Annotated in this window: 18 protein-coding genes and 1 pseudogene; 7 read left to right on the forward strand and 12 right to left on the reverse strand. The window is 67.2% G+C overall.

Annotated elements, in window-relative coordinates; genetic code table 11:
* Positions 1 to 54: 54 nt before the first annotated feature.
* Both C1A30_RS06065 and C1A30_RS06070 read left to right on the forward strand, forming a co-directional pair.
* Positions 55 to 1,635 carry an FAD-binding oxidoreductase gene (locus tag C1A30_RS06065; protein WP_101947674.1) on the forward strand — a complete coding sequence of 527 codons (1,581 nt, stop codon included), beginning with the start codon at positions 55 to 57 and terminating at the stop codon, positions 1,633 to 1,635.
* On the forward strand, positions 1,632 to 2,549 hold the full coding sequence (locus C1A30_RS06070) for a diacylglycerol kinase (RefSeq protein WP_101947296.1): 918 nt from the start codon (positions 1,632 to 1,634) through the stop codon (positions 2,547 to 2,549). The genes C1A30_RS06065 and C1A30_RS06070 overlap by 4 nt, the downstream gene beginning before the upstream one ends.
* Here the strand turns inward: C1A30_RS06070 and C1A30_RS06075 are convergent.
* The 4 genes from C1A30_RS06075 to C1A30_RS06090 form a co-directional block, all read right to left on the reverse strand.
* Positions 2,530 to 3,042, reverse strand: coding sequence for a DUF3145 domain-containing protein (locus tag C1A30_RS06075; protein WP_101947673.1), 513 nt, complete (start codon positions 3,040 to 3,042; stop codon positions 2,530 to 2,532). The two genes, C1A30_RS06070 and C1A30_RS06075, sit on opposite strands and share 20 nt — an antisense overlap.
* Before the next feature lie 107 nt (positions 3,043 to 3,149).
* Entirely contained in the window at positions 3,150 to 3,974 is an 825-nt protein-coding gene (locus C1A30_RS06080) for a serine hydrolase (RefSeq protein ID WP_101947297.1), read from the reverse strand.
* A 10-nt stretch (positions 3,975 to 3,984) separates the two neighbouring features.
* A complete protein-coding gene (locus C1A30_RS06085; protein WP_160112697.1) occupies positions 3,985 to 5,577 on the reverse strand; it encodes a helix-turn-helix transcriptional regulator in 1,593 nt (530 codons plus the stop codon).
* 37 nt (positions 5,578 to 5,614) lie between these two features.
* Positions 5,615 to 6,010, reverse strand: coding sequence for a nuclear transport factor 2 family protein (locus tag C1A30_RS06090; protein WP_101947299.1), 396 nt, complete (start codon positions 6,008 to 6,010; stop codon positions 5,615 to 5,617).
* Positions 6,011 to 6,178: 168 nt separating this feature from the next.
* Between C1A30_RS06090 and C1A30_RS06095 the strand changes: the two genes are divergently transcribed.
* Positions 6,179 to 6,610 (forward strand): hypothetical protein, encoded by a 432-nt coding sequence (locus C1A30_RS06095; protein ID WP_101947300.1) that lies wholly within the window; start codon positions 6,179 to 6,181, stop codon positions 6,608 to 6,610.
* A gap of 4 nt (positions 6,611 to 6,614) precedes the next feature.
* Here the strand turns inward: C1A30_RS06095 and C1A30_RS06100 are convergent.
* The 3 genes and pseudogenes from C1A30_RS06100 to C1A30_RS06110 form a co-directional block, all read right to left on the reverse strand.
* Positions 6,615 to 6,887 (reverse strand): annotated as a pseudogene (locus C1A30_RS06100) (methyltransferase); the annotation flags it as partial.
* Positions 6,888 to 6,908: 21 nt separating this feature from the next.
* Positions 6,909 to 7,976, reverse strand: coding sequence for a class I SAM-dependent methyltransferase (locus C1A30_RS06105; RefSeq protein ID WP_101947301.1), 1,068 nt, complete (start codon positions 7,974 to 7,976; stop codon positions 6,909 to 6,911).
* 26 nt (positions 7,977 to 8,002) lie between these two features.
* A complete protein-coding gene (locus C1A30_RS06110; protein ID WP_101947302.1) occupies positions 8,003 to 8,770 on the reverse strand; it encodes a dioxygenase in 768 nt (255 codons plus the stop codon).
* Positions 8,771 to 8,807: 37 nt separating this feature from the next.
* Here C1A30_RS06110 and C1A30_RS06115 point away from each other — a divergent pair, with 37 nt between their 5' ends.
* Together C1A30_RS06115 and C1A30_RS06120 are read left to right on the forward strand one after the other, a co-directional pair.
* The gene (locus C1A30_RS06115; RefSeq protein ID WP_101947303.1) at positions 8,808 to 9,896 is read left to right on the forward strand and encodes an S-(hydroxymethyl)mycothiol dehydrogenase; all 1,089 of its coding nucleotides are present in this window, start codon (positions 8,808 to 8,810) and stop codon (positions 9,894 to 9,896) included.
* Positions 9,893 to 10,522 (forward strand): MBL fold metallo-hydrolase, encoded by a 630-nt coding sequence (locus C1A30_RS06120; protein ID WP_101947304.1) that lies wholly within the window; start codon positions 9,893 to 9,895, stop codon positions 10,520 to 10,522. Before C1A30_RS06115 ends, C1A30_RS06120 begins: the two co-directional genes overlap by 4 nt.
* On the opposite strand, the gene C1A30_RS06125 is transcribed toward C1A30_RS06120, so the two are convergent.
* The 3 genes from C1A30_RS06125 to C1A30_RS06135 all read right to left on the reverse strand — a co-directional run bounded on the left by C1A30_RS06125 (position 10,519) and on the right by C1A30_RS06135 (position 12,314).
* Positions 10,519 to 10,812 (reverse strand): DUF732 domain-containing protein, encoded by a 294-nt coding sequence (locus tag C1A30_RS06125; protein WP_200828170.1) that lies wholly within the window; start codon positions 10,810 to 10,812, stop codon positions 10,519 to 10,521. The genes C1A30_RS06120 and C1A30_RS06125 overlap by 4 nt on opposite strands.
* Before the next feature lie 116 nt (positions 10,813 to 10,928).
* Positions 10,929 to 11,633 carry an SHOCT domain-containing protein gene (locus tag C1A30_RS06130; protein ID WP_101947306.1) on the reverse strand — a complete coding sequence of 235 codons (705 nt, stop codon included), beginning with the start codon at positions 11,631 to 11,633 and terminating at the stop codon, positions 10,929 to 10,931.
* A gap of 12 nt (positions 11,634 to 11,645) precedes the next feature.
* Positions 11,646 to 12,314, reverse strand: coding sequence for a TetR/AcrR family transcriptional regulator (locus C1A30_RS06135; RefSeq protein WP_235009661.1), 669 nt, complete (start codon positions 12,312 to 12,314; stop codon positions 11,646 to 11,648).
* An 89-nt stretch (positions 12,315 to 12,403) separates the two neighbouring features.
* Here C1A30_RS06135 and C1A30_RS06140 point away from each other — a divergent pair, with 89 nt between their 5' ends.
* Both C1A30_RS06140 and C1A30_RS06145 read left to right on the forward strand, forming a co-directional pair.
* Positions 12,404 to 13,354, forward strand: coding sequence for an SDR family oxidoreductase (locus tag C1A30_RS06140; protein ID WP_101947308.1), 951 nt, complete (start codon positions 12,404 to 12,406; stop codon positions 13,352 to 13,354).
* A gap of 24 nt (positions 13,355 to 13,378) precedes the next feature.
* Positions 13,379 to 14,467: an SAM-dependent methyltransferase gene (locus C1A30_RS06145; protein WP_101947309.1), complete on the forward strand. Its 1,089-nt coding sequence runs from the start codon at positions 13,379 to 13,381 to the stop codon at positions 14,465 to 14,467.
* On the opposite strand, the gene C1A30_RS06150 is transcribed toward C1A30_RS06145, so the two are convergent.
* Together C1A30_RS06150 and C1A30_RS06155 are read right to left on the reverse strand one after the other, a co-directional pair.
* Entirely contained in the window at positions 14,464 to 15,426 is a 963-nt protein-coding gene (locus C1A30_RS06150; protein ID WP_101947310.1) for a GlxA family transcriptional regulator, read from the reverse strand. The genes C1A30_RS06145 and C1A30_RS06150 overlap by 4 nt on opposite strands.
* Before the next feature lie 26 nt (positions 15,427 to 15,452).
* Entirely contained in the window at positions 15,453 to 17,006 is a 1,554-nt protein-coding gene (locus C1A30_RS06155; RefSeq protein WP_101947675.1) for an acetolactate synthase large subunit, read from the reverse strand.
* Positions 17,007 to 17,026 lie beyond the last annotated feature (20 nt).

A 17,026-nucleotide genomic window follows, 5' to 3' on the forward strand; every position in this document is an offset into this window, starting at 1 on the left:
ATACTGTAACGCATGATCCGCCCGGACGACCAACAGACCGCGCTGCTGCCCCCTATGAAGTGGAACGCATGGGGCGATCCCGCGCAGGCGAAACCGCTATCCGAGGGCATCCGCACGCTCCTCAAGCAAGCTCTCGGCGTGGAGGGTCCTGCGGCGGCCGACCTGGCGGCAGACCAGGTGCGGTTGCGGCCGTCGGCGCTCTCACGAGCAGACGTCGACGGTCTGGCGGCGATCGTCGGCGCCGACTACTGCGGTGTCGACGACAATGCCCGACTGCTGCGGGCAGGCGGCAAGTCGACGCTGGATCTGTTGCGCCGCAAGGATTCCGGGGTGCAGGACGCGCCCGACGCGGTGCTGCTGCCCGGTTCCGACGACGAAGTGGCCGGCATCCTGCGGTTCTGTGCGGACCGCAGCATCGCGATCGTCCCGTTCGGCGGGGGCACCAGCGTGGTCGGCGGCCTCGACCCGATCCGAGGCGACTTCAAGGCCGTCATTTCGCTGGACCTGCGGCGGCTGAACCAGTTGCATTCGCTCGACGAGATTTCCGGCGAGGCGGAGTTGGGCGCGGGGGTCACCGGGCCGGAGGCCGAGCGACTGCTCGGCGAACGCGGCTTCTCGCTCGGCCACTTCCCGCAGAGTTTTCAGTTCGCCACCATCGGTGGATTCGCCGCGACCCGCTCGTCGGGCCAGGATTCCGCAGGCTACGGCCGGTTCAACGACATGGTCCGCGGCCTGCGCACGGTCACCCCCGCCGGCGTCCTCGACCTGGGCCGTGCGCCGGAATCCGCGGCGGGGCCGGACCTGCGGCAGCTGATGATCGGCTCCGAGGGCGTGTTCGGCGTCATCACCCGGGTGCGGGTGCGGGTGCATCCGGTGCCGGAGACGACGCGGTACGAGGCGTGGTCGTTTCCGGACTTCGCGACAGGGGCCGACGCGCTGCGCGCCGTCGCGCAGACGGGCACCGGCCCGACGGTGATCCGGCTGTCGGATGAGGCCGAAACCGGCGTCAACCTCGCGACCACCGAGAGCATCGGGGAAGACAGCATCACCGGCGGCTGCCTGGCGATCACGGTGTTCGAGGGTTCAGCGGCGCACACCGAGAGCAGGCATGCCGAGACCCGCGCACTGCTCGAGGCGAAGGGCGGCACGTCGCTCGGCGAGGCGCCGGCGCGGGCGTGGGAGCACGGCCGGTTCAACGCTCCGTATCTTCGCGACTCGCTGTTGTCGGCAGGCGCGCTGTGCGAAACGCTGGAGACCGCGACCAATTGGTCGAATGTGCCCGCGCTCAAGGCCGCGGTCACCGATGCGCTGACGACGGCGCTGGCCGAATCCGGTACGCCGGCCCTTGTGCTGTGCCACATTTCGCATGTGTATCCGACCGGGGCTTCGCTCTACTTCACCGTGGTCGCCGGGCAGCGCGGCAATCCGATCGAACAGTGGCGCAAGGCGAAAGCCGCCGCATCCGATGCGATGGTGCGCACCGGCGGCACGATCACCCACCACCACGCGGTGGGCGCCGATCACCGGCCGTGGATGCGCGACGAGGTCGGCGACCTCGGCATCGCGGTGTTGCGCGCCGTCAAGGCCACGCTCGATCCGGCGGGAATCCTCAACCCCGGCAAGCTGATTCCGTGAGAGTCACCGTCCTGACCAATCCCGCGTCGGGACACGGCAGCGCACCGCACGCCGCCGAACGCGCGGTCAAGCAGTTGCACCGACGCGGCGTCGACGTCGTCGCGATCGCCGGCAGCGACGCCGAACACGCCCGCCGCCTCGTCGAAGGAGCACTCGAGCGCGGCATGGACGCGCTCGTGGTGGTCGGCGGTGACGGCATCATCTCGCTGGCCCTGCAGGTGCTGGCCCAAGCCGGGATACCGCTCGGCATCATCCCGGCGGGCACCGGTAACGACCATGCCCGCGAATTCGGTATTCCCACAAAGGATCCCGAGGCCGCCGCCGACGTCGTCGTCGACGGCGTCGTCAACACCGTGGACTTGGGCCGCATCGTGGGCGCCGACGGCACCAAAAGATGGTTCGGCACCGTGATGGCCGCGGGCTTCGACTCGCTGGTCACCGACCGCACCAACCGGATGCGGTGGCCGCACGGACGGATGCGCTACAACGTTGCGATGGTGGCCGAGCTGTCCCGGTTGCGGCTGTTGCCGTTCCGGTTGTCATTCGACGGCGAAGAGGTGGTCACCGAACTCACGCTGGCCGCATTCGGCAACACCCGCAGCTACGGCGGCGGCATGCTGATCTGTCCGAACGCCGACCCCACCGACGGCCAACTCGACGTCACCATGGTGGCGTCGGCATCGCGAACGAAGTTGATTCGCCTGTTCCCCACCGTGTTCAAGGGCACGCATGTGGAGCTGGACGAGGTGCGCACCGCGCGGGCCCGCACCATCACCGTCGACTCCCCCGGGATCAACGCCTACGCCGACGGCGAGTACGTGTGCCCGCTGCCGGTGGAGGTGTCCGCCGTGCCAGGCGCGCTGAAGATCCTGACCCCGCGCGAGTCGGGAGGGGCTACCCCACTCCGCGGCTGAGCCAGCTGACCTCGGCGCCGTCGCCGCCATCGCGGTAAGGCTCCAGCGCTTCGTCCCACGCGGTGCCGAGCACCGAATCGAGTTCGGCGGCCAACACGTCGGCGCCGGACGCCATCAACGCACGCAACCGCATCTCCCCGACCATCACGTCGCCGTTGGCGCTCATCGGACCGCTCCAAAGCCCCAGCTGCGGGGTGTGGCACCAGCGGTGCCCGTCCACACCGGCACTCGGGTCCTCGGTCACCTCGAACCGCAGCACCGACCACGAGCGCAGGGCGTTGGCCAGTTGCGCGCCCGTGCCGACCGGCCCGACCCAGTTCGTGACCGCGCGCAGCTGCCCCGGCATGGCCGGTTGCGGGGTCCACTTGAGATTCGCCCTTGCCTGAAGGGTCGACGAAAGCGCCCACTCGACATGCGGGCATACCGCCGCGGGTGAGGCGTGGATGTACACCACACCTGTCGCCGCGTCGGCGAATTGGTTCGCTGCACGCATCAGCTGCTCCTTCAGTTCCACGAGGGACGTCTTCCCCAACGACCTGGCAGATCCGAATTACAGCTGTGTCGTGCGTGTCTATTGTGCCTTGTGAGGCATGTGTTGCGCTAGTCTGCGCGAAATTCTCTCAGGACTTCGTCAGAGATTGCTGGCCAGAGCGGGTAGGCCCACTCGCCGAATTCGCGGTCGGTCAGCACCACCAGCGCGAGATCCGCGTCTGGATCGGCCCACAAAAACGTGCCTGACTGGCCGAAATGCCCGTACGTCCTGCCCGAATTGGACGATCCGGTCCAATGCGGCGTCTTACCGTCCCTGATCTCGAAGCCCAGCCCCCAGTCGTTGGGCCGCTGCGACCCGAAGCCCGGCAGCACGCCGGCCAATCCGGGGAATTGCACACTGGTGGCCTCGGCGTGCATCTGCGGTGACACCGTCGCCGGACGCAACAGGTCGCGGGCGAACGCCCCCAAATCGGCGACCGTCGACGTGGCCCCGTAGCCGGCCGCCTTGGCGCCTCCCTCCAACACCGAGTCGGTCATGCCGAGCGGTTCGAACACCGCCTCGGTCAGGTATTGGCCGAACTCGATGCCCGACGCCTGCTCGATGGTCTCGGCCAGCACCTGGAAGCCGTAGTTGGAGTACACCCGGCGCTGGCCCGGCTTGGCGATCAGCTCCGACGAGGTCATCGCATACCCCGCCGCGTGGGCGAGCAGGTGCCGCACGGTCGAGCCCGCAGGCCCGGCGTCGTCGTCGAGTTCGACCACGCCCTCTTCGACCGCGATCTGTGCGGCGCGCGCCACGAGCGGTTTGGTCACCGACGCCAGCGCGAAGCGTCGGCGCGTGTCGCCATAGTCCGCAACGGCACCGGATGGGGTAACGACAACGGCAGCGGCGGAGTCGACCGGCCAATCGGCGATCGCGTCGAGGGCAGACATCGACGCGAGCCTATGACACGAGGTTGTGCTCGTACGCGTAGGCAGTCGCCGCCGACCGTGAAGACAGCCCGAGTTTGGTGAAGATGTGGTTGAGGTGACTGGCGACGGTCTTCTCACTGATGTAGAGCTCGGCGGCGATCACACGATTGGTCTTGCCGCGGGCGACGAGTGTCAACACCTCCGCCTCGCGGGTGGTGAGACCTGATGCCAGTTGCCGTTGTGGGACAGCGTCCCCTCCGAGCGCCTCAAGCGTCGACCGCGCTGCGCGCCGTTCCATCGCGGCGGTGTCGAGGTCTGCCAGCGCCTCGCAGGCGTCGGCGATCAGCAGGCGGGTGCGCGCCTCCTCATGGGGGATGCGCAAATCGATCCAATCACTGGCGGCGCGGCGCAGCGTAGCCACCGCAGCGGTCACATCTGATGTCGCGAGAAGAACGGCACCCGTCGCCAGTGCAGCCTGTGCCCGCAGTAGCGACGAACCGAATTCGGTTGCGAGCAAGGTCAATTCGTCGGCCGCCGCCCTCGCCCCTTCGACGTCCTCGACGGCGATCAGGATCTCAGCGGCCGCACACAGGATGCGGGCGCGGTCGATGGGTTGGTCCGCCTCGGCAAGCCGTCGTCGCAGTTGCGCGGCGGCGACGTCGCCGCGGCCCTGCGCGAGCCGCAGCAACGCCATGCCTGGCTGTGGTTGGCAACCGAGCGCGTTGGCGCGCTCATATGCCTGCTCGGCCATCGCGAATTCGCCACGCAGCCGGTGCAATTCGCCCTCGACGTAGTGGGCACCCCCGAGGGTCAGGGGGTTGATCGGCTCGGCGAGCCGGGCACACGCCTCCTGCGCGACGGTCACGGCGTCGGACCAGTCCCCGTGCAGCATCAGCAACTCAGCGCGATGCAGCAGGCAGTGTCCCCGGTAAAGGACAAGACCGCGCTGAGCCGCACACCACCGCATGAACGAGTCCGTCCACTGTTCGCAACGGCGAAGGTCGAACAGCTCATAAGAGGCGTCGATCACTGTGCAGTACGCGTCTCCGACGGCCATCGGCGGGATTTCGCAGGCCTCGACCGACACCATGGCCTCGTCGAGAAGCGCCAGGCCTTCGGCGATCTCACCGAGGTAGATCAAACACCTGCCCTGGCCCATGCGCGCGAGTGTGAGCAGTTCGCGGTCGCGGAATCGCTCACCGGTCTTGGCGGCCCGCCCGAACGCGGCGTTGGCCGCTGCGATGTCGCCATCAGAGAAGATCCTGCACATACCCGCGGCGTGCTCGAGGAAACCGCGCTCCACGCAGTCGAGATTCTCCTCGTCCAGCAGACGCTGTGATCGGTCGACCCACCCACAGCTGCGGGCGATATCACCTTTGAAGGCGAGGGCTTGGGCCAGCCGCACGCCAAGGCGGACCGCGCGGGCCATGTCGGTCGTCTCGAGGCAGCGGTGATGTCCCCGGCCCCACAGCTCGAAGCTCTCGTCGTCGCGCCCGGTCATATATGCGGCGGTCGCCAGTCGGTCGAGATCGCCGACGTCGAGCCCCTGCTCGGCATCAAGCGTGGCAAGTTGCCGGTATTCGTCGTCCCATGCCATGCCGCGGCTCTGGCCAGGCCCACCCACCCCTCCAGTGTGGTGGACGCACCAGCCGCCGGGAGCGTTAACCGAAGAACGTGGCGGCAGCGTCAGGGTCGGCGCCAAGGAACATCCACATCTCGGCGATCCGGCCGCCAACGAATCGGTAGACGAACGCATTGTCCGACTCGAGTGTCTTGCCGCGGCGTCCGAGCACAGCATGCTCCCACTCGGCTGCCCAGCCGTCGAGGCCGACGCAGAACTGTTGCTCGAGCTTGACATCCCCGCCGGTCGCGTCGAAGACCGGGCGGATCGCGCCGAGGATGCCCGCCACGCCGAGGTGGTCGCCAGCGGTGGTGAACGGTCCGCGAAGGTGGTACACGAAGTCGTCGGTGAACAACGACGCGAGCGTCTCGCGGTCGTCAGCCACGATGGCCTCCGTCATCCGATTCACTGTTGTCACGTTCGGGTGCTCGCTCATCGGTTCCTCCCTCTGCTCAAGCGGTTTCGATCCGTACGGTACGAGCCCTGCCTGACGCGCGCATCGGCAATTCTGTGGATTTGGCAGCGCGCATCAAATCGGGTGTTCGGTCGATGTTCCGCTGCGGCACCTCTGCCTAGCGTCAGACTGAGGCGAAAGGGAATCGACATGACGAGCATCCACATCCCAACCGTGACGGACATCAGCGCAGCCGAGCGTCTCAGTGCGGCGCTCGCCGAGATGTTCCGTACCGCCGAGGTGGGAGACCTCCTGACCGACGACGTATTTCTTGATGGGAACCCGCCGCTGTGGCGGTTCCAGCTGCAGGGCATCGAGGCCTTCGCCGAGTGGTACGAGAGCTACGCACCCAACGGCATGGACGACGTCACCGTTGTGCGCACCGTGCCCACCGCGACGGGATTCGTCACCGAGCTCACGGAGCGAGTTCACGACGGCGAGGAGGAGATCACCGGCCGCAAGATGATCCTCTGCACGGTCCGCGACGGCCGGATCGCCGAGTTGACCGTCTACTGCAGCGGCGACTGGGACGAGGAACTGCGGGCCCGCCACGCCGCCGAAGCGCCGATGCTGCGCCCCTGACCCGTCACTTGCGGGCGACGTAGTAGAAGTTGATCGGATCCGTCTCGATCTCGTTGACCGCGACATCGCCGAATCCGGCGTCGGCCAACATCGACGTGGCCAGTTGACGCCCCCAACAGGTGCCCAACCCGGCCCCGTCGAGACCCAGCGACACGCTCATGCAGTGCATGGTCGACACGGTGTACATGTAGGTCCTCAGCGGCACCCCGATGTTCTCCTCGAGCCGACTCGAGGCCTTGATGTCGACCATCAGCAGCACCCCGCCCGGCCGAAGCGCCGATGCTGCGCCCCTGACCCGTCACTTGCGGGCGACGTAGTAGAAGTTGATCGGATCCGTCTCGATCTCGTTGACCGCGACGTCGCCGAATCCGGCGTCGGCCAACATCGACGTGGCCAGTTGACGCCCCCAACAGGTGCCCAACCCGGCCCCGTCGAGACCCAGCGACACGCTCATGCAGTGCATGGTCGACACGGTGTACATGTAGGTCCTCAGCGGCACCCCGATGTTCTCCTCGAGCCGACTCGAGGCCTTGATGTCGACCATCAGCAGCACCCCGCCCGGCCGCAGCGCCCGGTAGATGTTGGCCAACACCTTCGCGGGCTGCGCCTGATCGTGGATCGCGTCGAAAACCGTTATGGCGTCGTAGGCTTCGGCCACATCGAGGTTGGCGACGTCGGCTTGCATGAACGTCGCGTTGGACAGCCCGCGGGCCCTTGCCTCGGCGGCCCCGACGGACAACCCTTCCTCGGAGAAGTCGATGCCGGTGAACCGGCTGGCCGGAAACGCCGCGGCCATCACGTTGATGGCATGGCCACTGCCGCAACCGATATCGGCGACATCGGCACCTTCCCGTAGCCGTTCGGGCAACCCCGAGGCCATCGGCAGGATGGCATCCACGAGCGCGGCGTCGAACACCTCCCCGCTCTGCTCGGCCATCACCTTGTGGAACCGCGGATACTCGCTGTAGGACAGGCCGCCGCCGCGCTGGAAGCGGTCGATGACCTTCTGTTCCACCTCGCCGAGCATCGAGACGAACTGGGCGACGCGGGACAGGTTGTCCGGTCCTGCTGCGCGCGTCAACACGGCCGCACGGTGACGCGGCAGCGAATACGTCTGCGCCGCAGGGTCGTAGTCGACCACGTGGCAGGTGGCCACCCCGCCCAGCCACTCCCGGACATAGCGTTCGTTGAGGCCGGCGGCGTCGGCGATCTGCGCGCTGGTGGCGGGCGGCAGTTCGGCGAGTGTGTCGAACAGTTTGGTCTGGTGACCGATCGACAGCAGGATCGCCAGACTGGCGCTGTCGATCGCGCCGACCATGCGCTCGGCGAATTCTTCGGTGGTCTCTGCGTGTGTTTGTGTGCTCATTTCAATCCTGTTAACGGTTGCGGCGGTCAAATGAGTTCAATGGAGCGTTTCGCCAGGCCCATCCAATAGCCGTCGATGACTTGTTTCGGCGTCTGCCCGGGGTCGCTCGACGCGCCGAGCGCAACGAACAACGGCGAGAAGTGTTCGATGGTCGGATGGGCGTACGGCATACCGGGCGCCCGGTGCCGGAAATCGATGAGCGCGTCGAGGTCGCCCGCGGCGAAGCGCTCGCGGGCCCATGCGTCGAACTCGGTCGACCAGCCAGGCGGGACCGCGCCGGGTGACGGGTCGTCAAGGAAGGGCAGGCCGTGGGTGGTGAACCCGGAGCCCATGATCAGCACCCCTTCGTCGCGCAGCGGTCGCAGGCGTTCACCCAGGTGCAGTAGACGTTGGGGGTCGAGGGTCGGCATCGAGACCTGCAGCACCGGGATCGTGGCGTCGGGATACATGACGGTCAGCGGCACGTAGGCGCCGTGGTCGAGCCTGCGATCGCTGTCGTGGGCGACGGGCTCGTCGTCGGGCATCAGGGCCTCGACGCGCGCGGCGAGGTCGGGCGCACCGGGCGCGTCATAGGTGACGTCGTAGTAGTGCTGCGGGAAACCCCAGAAGTCGTACGTCAACGGGGTCTCGGTGGTGGTCGACCCGATGGTCAGCGGCGCGGCTTCCCAGTGCGCCGAGACAGCGAGGATCGCCGACGGCGTCGGCAACTCCGCCGCCCATTGCTTGAGCTGGGCGACCCACAACTCGTCGTCGACGAGCGGGGGCGCGCCGTGGGACAGATACACAGACGTCACGCAGTCAGCTTCGCACTCTTGGCATTAGGTTGTATGCATGACTCAGACGGTGCGCGGCGTGATCTCACGTAAGAAGGGCGATCCGGTCGAGTTGGTGGATGTGGTCATCCCCGACCCGGGTCCAGGTGATGTGGTGGTCGACATTCTCGCCTGCGGGGTGTGCCATACCGACCTGACGTATCGCGAGGGCGGCATCAACGACGAGTTCCCATTCCTGCTCGGACACGAGGCGGCCGGGACCGTCGAGGCGGTCGGCGAAGGCGTGACCCATGTCGAGCCAGGCGATTTCGTGATCCTGAACTGGCGCGCGGTGTGCGGCGAATGCCGGGCCTGCAAACGGGGCAGGCCGTGGTACTGCTTCAACACCTTCAACGCCAGCAAACCGATGACGCTGACCGACGGCACCGAACTCACCCCGGCGTTGGGCATCGGCGCGTTCGCCGACAAGACGCTGGTGCACGAGTTGCAGTGCACCAAGGTCGACCCCGAAGCCGATCCGGCGGTTGCCGGCCTGCTCGGCTGCGGGGTGATGGCCGGTCTCGGCGCGGCGGTCAACACCGGTGCGGTCGGGCGTGACGATACCGTCGCGGTGATCGGTTGCGGCGGTGTGGGTGACGCGGCGATCGCCGGTGCGGCGCTGGTCGGCGCCAAGCGGATCATCGCGGTGGACACCGATAACAAGAAGTTGGACTGGGCGCGGGGCTTCGGCGCGACACACACCGTCAATGCGCGCGAACTCGATCCGGTCGCCACCATCCAGGACCTGACCGACGGTAACGGCGCCGACGTGGTGATCGACGCGGTGGGCCGTCCGGAGACGTGGAAGCAGGCGTTCTACGCCCGCGACCTGGCGGGAACCGTTGTGCTGGTGGGTGTTCCGACGCCGGACATGACGTTGGAGATGCCGTTGATCGACTTCTTCTCACGCGGCGGATCGTTGAAGTCGGCGTGGTACGGCGACTGCCTGCCCGAACGCGACTTCCCCACCCTGATCTCGCTGTACCTGCAGGGCAGACTGCCGCTGGAGAAGTTCGTCTCCGAGCGCATCGGCATCGACGGCGTCGAGGACGCGTTCCACAAGATGCACGCAGGCGAGGTGCTGCGCAGCGTGGTGGTGATGAAGTGAACGGCGGACCCATCGGACGTGTGGTCACCCACGGCACATTCGAACTCGACGGCGGCAGTTGGGAAGTCGACAACAACATCTGGCTCGTCGGCGACGACGACGAGGTGGTGGTGTTCGACGCAGCCCATGACGCGGGCCCGATCGTGGCGGCCGTCGGCGGCAGGAATGTGGTCGCCGTGGTGTGCACCCACGGTCACAACGACCACGTCACGGTCGCACCCCAACTCGGCGAGGCGCTCGACGCCCCGGTGCTGCTGCATCCCGCCGACGATGTGCTGTGGCGAATGACCCACCCCGACAAGAACTTCCGCACCGTCGACGACGGCGAGACGTTGCGCGTCGCCGGTCACGAACTGCGCGCCATCCACACCCCCGGGCACTCGCCGGGTTCGGTCTGCTGGCATGCGCCCGAACTGAATGCGGTGTTTTCCGGCGACACTCTGTTCCAGGGCGGCCCTGGTGCGACGGGCCGGTCGTACTCCGACTTTCCGACGATTCTGTCGTCGATCTCGGAGAAGCTCGGCAAGCTACCCGGCGACACCGTCGTCTACACCGGCCACGGCGACTCGACCACCATCGGCGACGAAATCGTGCACTACGACGAATGGGTGGCCCGCGGCCACTAACAGTCGAGATTCATGACGGCTGAGCTGACGATGTCCAGGGCCGCCGTGGTGGACACTCCCAGGTCGTTGGTCACCATGATGACGGCCTGCGGCGACGGGACACCCTGTCTGGCGACGGCGCACACCCGGTGGCCTTCGGCGAGCAACTGTTCGGCGCTGTAGCTCGGGTAGACGTCGCGCAGTCTCAGGTATTCGTCCTCGTCTGCTGCGGCGGGCGCGGCGCTTGCGATGGCCAGGCCCGCGAGCACCGCTGCACCTGCTGACGCTGGAATGATTCGACGTTGAACCATGGTCCCCAATGGTACTGCTGGCAATCTCCCTAGAACAGCAGAATCGGCGCCGATCCTGCATTTAAGAGCCAATCAGCCGCGCTCTGGCGAACTTTTTTTCGTTTAGTGGATAGTCGTCAGGAGTCGAGGATGCGGCGCTTCTCGGCTTCGAACTCGTCCTGTGTCAACGCGCCCGAGTCGCGCAGCGCGGCGAGTTGCCGAAGCTGTTCGAGGCGCATTCCCTGATCGCTGGGCGCATAACTCGACTCGTCGAGAGGCACGTCCGGTGTCAACGGGCGTCCCGCCTTCGCCGTGCGGGCCGACCAGATCAGCGATGCGGCCAACTCGACGATGCCCAGTGCCAGCAGCCCGCCGAACACCCATGTGAGCCAGCCATATGCGGTGCCGTGCCCGAACGCCAGCCGCGGGTTGATGTACCCGTTGACGTTGCCGTCGGTGACGACGTCGTAGCTGCCCTCCTGCCCGACGTGCAGCAGCCACACCCGGACATGCGTATCGCTGTTGACTGTCGTTGTGCCGCCGATACTTTCGGCGACCCGCGGCTTCGCGATACCTTGCGGCGGGGTGATCGAGAACTTGAGGTCCGGGATCGGAAATCCGCTCGACGGGCTGCCCGTCACCTGAGTGTGAAAGCTGACCGTCACTTCACCGGCAGGCAGCTGCAGACTGGTCGATCCCGGGACGGGCACCTCCCCGTACGCGTCGTAGTCGTCGAGCACGAACGCGTTGAGGATCAGCGCTGCGATCAGGCCGACGCCGCCGATGATCAGGGTGAGTATGGCGGAGAAGATCGCGATCCGCGGTCCGGTCCGGTTGGCCATCCGCGAAGTCTGTCACGGCGCGGTTTGCGCTGCCGCACCGATCAGCCACGTGATCAGCCCGGTGCGCAGACTGGCGTCGAGCCGCTTCACCGGATCGGGGAAGCCCAGCTCGGCAATCGCGGCGCGGACCGGATCGGTAGGGGTCGAGAACGGATACATCCCCGCCATCAACGTCAGCGCCCCCTCGGCGAAGAACTCGCTTGACTCCCCGGGCAGCCACGGCAGTTGCGTCGCGACCAGTAGTGCCAGCTGCGCGATTCTCGTCATCGCGCGCGCCTTGAAGTCACGCGCGAAATCGAAAGAGATGTTGCGTTCCAGCACCCCGGCCATCGAGGACACCAGCTCGCACAGCAAGGTCCGGTCCATCAGCGAATCAGCAACCGCGGTGGCGACGCGAATCTCGTTGACATAGTTGGGTTTTCTCGGCCTTGGCTTGCCGAGCCTGGCTTCGAGGTCGGCCAGCCAGTCCGCGAATTCCTCGTCGAGCACCTCGAGGAAGATCGCCTCGCGGCTGTCGAAATAGCGCAACACGTTGGACTTGGCCAATCCGATCCGGTCGGACAGTTCACGAAGGCTGATGTCGCCGACCGGTTTCTCGGCCAGCATCTCGCGCGCGGTCGTCATGATCGCCGAACGTCGGGCCGCCATCTGCTCAGGCCTGCGGGCGCGCTGGAAGTTCACACGATCCAAGATATCAGACCACCGGGCTCTTGTTATCAGACCAGTGGTCTGTTATCTTTCGGTGATCCGATCACGCAAAAGAGACCCCCATGGCCCCGCAACAGACCTCCGTCACCGTTCCCGACCTGTCCGGACAGCTGGCCGTCGTCACCGGTTCCAACTCGGGCCTCGGCCTGGGCCTGGCCACCCGGTTGGCCGCCGGGGGCGCTGACGTCGTGATGGCGATCCGCAACCGCGCCAAGGGCGAAGCCGCCGCGGAGCAGATCCGCGCGAAGGTGCCGACCGCGAAGTTGACGATCAAGAGCCTCGACCTGTCGTCGTTGGCCAGCATTCAGGCGCTCGGTGACGACCTCAATGCCGAGGGACGGCCGATCGACATCCTGGTCAACAACGCGGGCGTCATGCAGCCCCCCGAGCGCGAGACCACCGCCGACGGATTCGAGCTGCAGTTCGGCAGCAATCACCTCGGCCACTTCGCGCTGACCGGCCACCTGATGCCGTTGTTGCGCGCCGCGAGTCGTCCGCGGGTGACGTCGTTGAGCAGCCTGGCGGCGCGGATGGGCGGCATCAACTTCGACGACCTGCAATGGGAGAAGCGCTACAACCCGAGTCGGGCCTACTCGCAGTCCAAGTCGGCGAACCTGATGTTCGCAATCGAGTTGGACCGGCTGAGTAAGCGCGCCGGCTGGGGCGTCGTCTCGGTCGCCGCGCATCCCGGTCTGACGAAGACCAACCTGCAGTTCAGCGGTCCGTCGCAGGGCAGGGACAACCCGACACTGCTGGAGCGGTTCTACCGCGTCAGCCGCCAGGCGACGCCGTTCATGTGGCAGGAGATCGAAGACGGCATTCTGCCTGCGCTGTATGCGGCGGTATCACCCGACGCGCAAGGCGGTGCGTTCTACGGCCCGCGCGGCATCCTGGAAGTGGCGAGCGGCGGCGTCAAGCCTGCCAAGATCCCGGGGCGCTGCCTGGACGAGTCCGACGGCCGTCGGCTGTGGCAGCTCTCCGAACAGCTGACCGGGGTTCGGTATCCGGCGTAGGCGCTGGAAGGCTACCGTTTAAAGGTGCCCGAATCCAGCATCGTCGTGCGGCCCGAGCCGATGGACAGCGGCTCGTACACCGCCAGTTCGCGGCTGCAGGCGGCCGGATTGTCGGGGGCTATAAAGCTTTTCGAGCGGGCCGCCGACACCGTCCCGCTTCCGAAGGCACCGCAGCCCGTGGTCATCGCCGACTACGGCGCGTCCACCGGGCACAACTCGCTGCTGCCGATCTGCGCGGCAATCGCGGTGTTGCGCAAGCGGACCCGGCCGGAGCATTCGATCTTGGTGGCACACACCGATGTGGCCGACAACGACTTCACCGTCATGTTCGAGACGCTCGAGCACGACCCCGACTCGTATCTGAAGAAGGACCCGGCCACCTTCGCCTCGGCGATCGGCCGCTCGTTCTACACCCAGATCCTGCCGTCGAACAGTGTGAACCTGGGCTGGTCGTCGTGGGCGATCCAGTGGCTGGGTCGGGTGCCTGCTCCGGTGCCGGACCATCTGCAGGTGGCCTACAGCAGCGACGAGGGCGTCAAGGCCGCCTATGCCAAACAGGCCGCGTTCGACTGGCACGAGTTCGTCGCCTTCCGCGGGCGCGAGTTGTGCCCCGGCGGCCGTGTCGTGGTGCTAACGACGGCCATCGGCGAGGACGGCGAATTCGGCCACCGGCCGCTGCTCGACGCGGTACTCGCCGAACTGGCCGATCTGGTGGCGCAGGGTGTCGTCACCGAGCACGAGGTGCACCGGATGTGCATTCCGCTGGTCTCCCGTCGCGCCGCGGATTTCCTGTCTCCGTTCGCGCCGAAGGGCCGTTTCGAACGGGTCGAGGTCGAGCACCTGGAGGTGTTCAACGCCGAGGACCGGTTCTGGACGCAGTACCAAGTCGACCATGACGCAACCGCTTTCGGCGCGCAGTGGGCGGCGTTCGCCCGCGCGTCGGTGTTCCCCACGCTCGCCTCGGCCCTCGACGGCGGTCGCCTCGACCCGCGACGTGCGGACTTCATGGACCGGTTGCAGGCGGGTGTCGCCGCGCGACTGGGGGCCGCGCCGGAAGAGATGCAGATCCCGATGGCCCAGATCGTCCTCTGGAAACGGCCCAAAGCGCACTAACCCGCCATCCGGTCCCGGAACGTGTTGCGGTAGCTCTGCGGCGACACCCCGGTGAGCCTGCGGAACTGCTCGCGAAAATTGGCGGCCGAGGTGAATCCGACGTCGCGGCCGATCTTTTCGACGCCGTATGTGGTGCTCTCCAGCAGCTGCTGCGCATGGCGGATGCGCACACCGGCGACCCACTGCATGGGCGTCTGGCCGGTCTCGGCCTGGAATCGGCGGTTCAGGGTGCGGATGCTCATCGCTGCCCGGTCGGCGATATCGCGCAGCGACAGGTCGCGGTGCGCCTCCTGCTCGATCCAGGCCAGCACGTCGTCGAGTTCGGTGCGCTCGGCAATGTGCTTGGCAGGGGCGGTGTTTCGCAGGATAAACTGCGACTGGCCGCCGCTGCGGTGCAGAGGCGCGACGGCAAGGCGCGCGGCGTCGGCGGCCACCGCGGCTCCGTAGTCACCGGCGACCATGTGCAGGCACAGGTCCAGTCCCGCTGACGCGCCCGCCGACGTGAGCACCTGTCCTTCGTCGACGTAGAGCACGTCGGGGTCGAGTTCAACCGCAGGGAACATGCTGCGGAAGTAGTCGGCCGCGATCCAGTGGGTGGTGGCGCGTCGGCCGTCGAGCAGTCCGGCTTCGGCGAGACTGAACGCGCCCGAACAGATCGACGCGATGCGGGTGCCGTTGGCGTAGGCGGCCTTCAGTGTGCGCAGTACCTCGTCGGGAGTGGCGACGGTGACATCGTTGCGGCCGGGGACGACGATCGTGTCGGCCTCGGCCGCGGCGTCGAGGCCGAAGTCGGTGCCGATCCGCATCGGTCCGGCGCTGACCATCGGTTCGGCGCCACACACCAGTACCCGGTAACCGGGTTCGCCGGACGGCAGCGCGACACGGCCGAACGTCTCGACGGCGGTGCTCAGGTCGAACGCGATCGTGTCGGGCAGGGCCAGCACAGCGACGGTGCGCATCTTGGCAAGATACCAGCGACTAGGCCCTATTTGGCCAGCACCGCGTCGATCAGATGCGGCCCGGGTTCGGCGAGCGCGGCACTGAAGTGTTCGGCGAGTTCCTCCGCGGTGGTGGCGCGCTTCGCGGGCACCCCGAAGCCCTCGGCGATGGCGACGAAGTCGAGGTTCGGATTGGCCAGATCGAGCAGTGAGCGCGCCTTCGGCCCGCCCGCCGAGGCGCCGACCCGCGCCAACTCGATCTGGAGGATGGCGTATGCGCGGTTGTCGAGAATGACGACGGTGATGTCGAGTTGTTCGCGGGCCATGGTCCACAGCGCCGAGATCGTGTACATCGCGCTGCCGTCGGACTGCAGCGCGATCACAGGGCGGTGCGGCGCGGCGATGGCGGCGCCGACGGCCACCGGCAGGCCCTGGCCGATCGCCCCGCCCGTGAGCGTGAGCACGTCATGCGTCGGTGAGGCGGCGGTGGCGTCGGGCAGCAACAGGCCGCTGGTGTTGGCCTCGTCGGAGATGATGGCGCCCTCGGGCAACAGCGCGCCGACGACCGCTGCCCAGTTGTCGGGTCGCAGCGGTCCGCTCGGTAGCGGGGCAGGGCTGACAGTGGAGTCCGGAAGCTCCTGGGCACCAAGCAGTTCGGCAACCGTCTCGAGGCGCCCAGGCCCGAGATTGTGCACCGTCGCACCCGCAGGCACCAGATCGCCCGGCAGATTGGGATAGGCGAAGAAGGTGACCGGCGACCGGGCCCCTGCAATGATCAGATGTCGCGCACCCTTGAGTTGCTGCTGCGCCAGCTCGGCGAAGTAGCCCAGCCGCGGGAGGTTCGGCACACCGCGGCCACGGGTCAGTCGCGCCGGGAACGTCTCGATGAGCACCCGCGCCCCGGTGGCGGCGGAAATCCTTGCAGCAGCGTGTAATTCGTCTGTACCGGTAGCCGCACCGCCGAGCAGCAGGACCGCTTCTTGGCCGGATGACTTCAGCAACTGGGCGATGTCCGCGGCATCGCCGGTCTCCTCCTCGACCTGCTCGGTGGTCACCGACGGTGCCGCCGCGTCGCCGAGTTCCGCGTCGCCCCAGGATAAATCGGCCGGCAACACCAGCGTGGCGATCCGGCCCAGGGTCGCGGCAGCCACCGCCGCGTCGACGGTCTGCGCGAGTTCGTTCGACGACGCGGGTCGGTGCACCGTGCCCGTCAGCCAGTGGCCGAGCGCGTCGATGTCGGATTGCAATGGTGCATCGAGCTTTTGGTGGTAGGTGGCGTGGTCGCCCACCACGTTCACGATGGGGCTGTGGGCTCGTCGGCCGTTGTGCAGGTTGGCCAACCCGTTCGCCATTCCAGGCCCCAGGTGCAGCAGGGTGGCCGCTGGCTTGCCCGCGATGCGCGCGTAGCCGTCGGCCGCACCCGTCGCCACCCCCTCGAACAGACACAACACGGCACGCATCTGCGGTGCGGAATCCAACGCCGCGACGAAATGCATCTCCGATGTCCCGGGGTTGGCGAAACACACCTCGACTCCCCCAGCGGTCAGCCGGTCCACAACGATCTCAGCACCCGTAGTCACGTACCCATCCTGTCGAGTCATCGAGAAGCCATGCAATAAGA

The sequence above is a fragment of the Mycobacterium sp. 3519A genome (assembly GCF_900240945.1).
Lineage (GTDB): Bacteria > Actinomycetota > Actinomycetes > Mycobacteriales > Mycobacteriaceae > Mycobacterium.